Source organism: Prevotella sp. CAG:592 (assembly GCF_000436015.1).
Lineage (GTDB): Bacteria > Bacteroidota > Bacteroidia > Bacteroidales > Bacteroidaceae > Prevotella > Prevotella pectinovora.
Window position 1 is genome coordinate 549 of the sequence record NZ_FR892604.1, and the last position, 4,090, is coordinate 4,638.

Sequence of the window (4,090 nt, forward strand, 5' to 3'; positions counted from 1 at the left end):
CGTGCGCTCGCTCGGCTCGCAGCACGTGGGGGTGTATCTCGACGGCATCCGCATCACCAACGCACAGAACGGACAGGTGGACCTGGGCAGATATTCACTCTCCAATATGGAGTCGGTGTCGCTATACAACGCCAACAAGAACGAGCGCCTGCAGTCGGCAACCGAATATGCCTCGGCTGCCACAGTGTATATGCAGACCAGGAAACCCGACCGCACCACGCTGACCGCCGAATACGGCACGGGGTCGTTCGGACTGAACAAGGTGAAGGGGTATTTCTCGCTGAAAGACCGCCTCTTCGTGGATGCCGAATATCAGCATACCGACGGAAACTACAAGTTCCGCTTCCGCTCCCTCTCTGAAGACACCATCGGCAAGCGCCACAATTCAGACATCCGTTTCTACAGGCTCGAGGCGGCTGGATTCTACAAGGGGCTTGCCACCCACGTGTATTACTACAACTCGGAGCGCGGACTGCCCGGCCCCGTGATACGACGGCTCACCGACCAGTGGGACTCCACCGACCGGCAGTGGGACCAGAACTTCTTCGTGCAGTCGTCATACAAGAAACTGTGGGAGAACTTCGGACTGCGCACCAACCTGAAATACTCGTTCGACTATCTGCACTATCTGCAGGACCCATCTACCAACGCCGCCGCCATCTACTGCAACAACCACTACACGCAGCAGAGCGTCTACGCCTCTGTGGCAGGGTCGTACAACATGAAATACCTGTCGCTTACGGCGAGCACCGACATCACATGGAGCGACCTCAATACCGACGTGTATAAGTCGAGCTACGTGTACCGCCTCGACTCCAAGAGCCTACTCTCAGCCATTCTCTCGTATAGAGGACTGGAGGTGAACATCGCCATGCTCTACACCCACATACAAGACCACACCCGCGGCAACGCCTCGCCGCTAAGGAAGCTCACACCGATGTTCCTTGCCTCCTACAAGAGCGGGCCGTGGGTGGTGAGAGCCTTCAACAAGCGCATCTTCCGCGCCCCCACGCTCAACGACCTATACTACACCCTTGTGGGCTGCACCGACCTGAAGCCGGAATACACCACGCAGTGGGATGCCGGAGTGGACTATCGCGGCAGACATCTCCACTTTGCCATCGACGGATACTACAACGAGATAGAAGACAAGATAGTGGCGATACCGATGAAATGCCAGTTCAGATGGTCGATGGTGAACTTCGGCATGGTGAAGTCGCTCGGACTGTCGCTATCCGGAGGATACAGCAACGAATGGGGAAAATTCTCACTTGCCACAAACGCCAACTACACCTGTCAGAGCGACCGCGACTACAGTATGCCCTCCGACCCGGAATACAAGCACTACGTGCCATACAGTCCGCTGCATTCCGGTTCGCTCATCGTCGATCTCGGCTACGACTCATATTCGCTCTGCACCTCGTTCCTGTATACCGGTGAGCGCTTCGCCCTCATCTCAAACAATGCCGACGACCTGCTTGGCGACTGGTATACCGTGGACCTGAAGCTGAACAAGCGGTTCAGATTGAAAAACGGTATGGTGGTGCAGGCTACAGTGGAATGCAACAACCTGACCGACTCGCGCCACGAAGTGGTGAAGCGCTATCCCATGCCGGGACGTAACTGGAAGGCGACAGTGAAATTCGAACTCTGAGAAGTTCGCCAACTCTTGATGATATGAACAGACATTATATATATATACTGACGATAATGCTGACGGCAACGCTGCTCGCCGCCTGCTCGCTGGAGCCGGCAGACAGCGAGCTACCCGTAGCGCCCACGCAGACAGACGACAGAATCGTGGTTCTCTGCCAGGGACTGTGGGGACTCGACAACTCCACGCTGAGCTATATCGACGGCGGAACGGTGACAAACGGGTGGTTCAAGAAGAACAATCCCGGAATGCACCTCGGCGACACGGGCAACGACATACTGCAGGTGAACGACACGCTGATTGCCATATCGGTGAACTGGTCGAACATCATACAGTATATCTATCCCGACGGCAGGGCGATTGCCGCCACCGAAGACATACCAAACAACCGCCGCCTCGCCACCGACCGCTGCGGATATCTCTACTGCACCTCGTATGCCGACAACGGCTATGTGGCAAAGATTGACATCAGGACGAAGCAGATAGTAGACACCTGTCATGTGGGCTACGAGCCGGAGGGCGTGGCATACTATGGCGGCAGGCTCTTCGTGGCAAACACCGGAGGATACGGCGGTCAGGCTGGTCATAAGTATGAGAGCACCGTCTCTGTGGTGGACGCCGCCACGATGCGCGAGATAAGGCGCATCGACACGGGGTGCATCAATCTCTTCGGCGACATGACGTGCTGCGGACAGTTTCTGTGTATCAATTCCGCCGGCGACAGTTATGACGTGGCACCAAAGACCGTGGTGATGAACATGGCGGACGAGGAGTTCCGGGTGTTTGATTTCCCTGCCACATACTCCTGTGCCTACGGCAACCGCTTCTATCTGATAGGCAGCAGCTTCTCGTATGTCACCGGCGCCTACACCCTCACCACACACACCATCGGCCTGCCCTCGCTTGACGTGGCAGACGGACTTGCCTCTTATGCCGCGGCAGCTCCGGAAATACTGAAGATGCAGGCGCCCTACGGCATTTTCATATCGCCATACTCGGCACACCTGTATGTCACCGATGCCCGGGGATATGCCACGAACGGCAGACTGTATGAATTCTCTCCCACAGGCGAGCTGATAGGGCGATACCCTCTGGAGGGGATAAATCCCGGCAAGTTGCTGTTTCTGAAGAAGTGAAGTGCTTGCTGAAACGGAAGCGGTGACTTGCAGAAATGTAAATCAGCGTTTATTGAAATAAAAGAACTTAAAACCACACAGATTATGAAGAAGTTGTTATTGGCATTTGCATTATGCGCTATGACGGCAGTTGCCGGCGCACAGACTCAGAAAGTCAGCGTATTGGAATACTGTCCGGCACCGGGACAGTTTGTCAACGTACTGCCCGAAGTGGAAGAGGGGATGACCCGCGAACAGGTATTGAAGGCTTGCGAGGAACAGTTGGCAAAGAAAGGCTATCTCGTACACCTCGGTTCTTTCGGCGGATACATCACCGTGAAGTTCGACCATCCCGTGGAGAACAAGACCGGTTCTGACCTTCTCATCACCGGCAATGCCATGTATGCCGCCGACGACCCCGTGTATGGCAAGGAGACGATAGGCGGAAGCATTGAACCGGGAATAGTATATGTGGGAGTGGGCGACAATGTGGAGACGGCGGAATGGTATGAACTCGCAGGTTCGGAATATTTCACCGATGAATACAGCAGGATGAGGCTCACTTACTATAGACCGACGGCTGAGGAGGGCGACCACGCACTGCCGGGGTCGATGTATGATATGTATCTGAAATGCTCAGGACTGGTGACGGAAAAAAACAACTCATGTTGGGATTTCACGTACTATTATCCTAAGCTCGCTGCCCACAAGCAGACATACTGGCCTATGTGGGAGACTGCCGATGAGCTGACCTTCGAGGGCGGTCGCCTTCCGAATCCGGCCAAGAAATACGAGGTGGACGGCAGGGACTATTGGGTGCAATACCGCTATGCGGATGACTCTTACGGATATGTGGACGCCTGTCCGGCTAACGACCCGAAATATTGTTCGTTCGACATCGACTGGGCTGTTGACAAGGATGGTCGTCCGGTGGCTCTCGACCACATCGACTTCGTGCGCGTGGCAACCGGCGTGTTGCAGTTTTGCGGTCTGATCGGCGAGACGTCCACTGAAATAGACACCTTCCAGGACCTGCATCTCGTGCCCGGCTACGATGACGCCCCTTATATCATCACGCCCCGTCCTAACCCCAACCAGCCCGTCGATGGCATCACCGCCCCTACATACAAGACCCGCCCCTCTGACACCTACTACAACCTCATGGGACAGAAAGTTGACCGGCTCGTCAGAGGCCAGATTTATATCCACAACGGCAAGAAAATGGTATTCTGACGATATCAATCTGCCAGGCAGACGTAGTCAGTCAATCGGCCATCCATGTGTCGTTATTCTATTAGACAGCTATGTGTCGTTAGTCAAT

At 55.0% G+C, this 4,090-nt stretch carries 3 protein-coding genes; all 3 read left to right on the forward strand.

Annotation, left to right across the window (positions count from 1 at the left end; genetic code table 11):
* Nucleotides 1-1,654, forward strand: a 1,654-nt coding sequence (locus tag QVO99_RS08155) for a TonB-dependent receptor plug domain-containing protein (RefSeq protein ID WP_288177070.1), incomplete at its 5' end; no start/stop codon positions are given.
* Between the two features lie 23 nt (nucleotides 1,655-1,677).
* On the forward strand, nucleotides 1,678-2,790 hold the full coding sequence (locus tag QVO99_RS08160; RefSeq protein WP_022317122.1) for a YncE family protein: 1,113 nt from the start codon (nucleotides 1,678-1,680) through the stop codon (nucleotides 2,788-2,790).
* Nucleotides 2,791-2,874: 84 nt separating this feature from the next.
* Nucleotides 2,875-4,002 (forward strand): hypothetical protein, encoded by a 1,128-nt coding sequence (locus QVO99_RS08165; protein WP_022317123.1) that lies wholly within the window; start codon nucleotides 2,875-2,877, stop codon nucleotides 4,000-4,002.
* Nucleotides 4,003-4,090: the final 88 nt, after the last annotated feature.

Coding starts and splice junctions, on each gene's coding strand:
- QVO99_RS08160 (WP_022317122.1), top strand. CDS start 1,678: ATGAACAGACATTATATATATATACTGACGATAATGCTGACGGCAACG.
- QVO99_RS08165 (WP_022317123.1), top strand. CDS start 2,875: ATGAAGAAGTTGTTATTGGCATTTGCATTATGCGCTATGACGGCAGTT.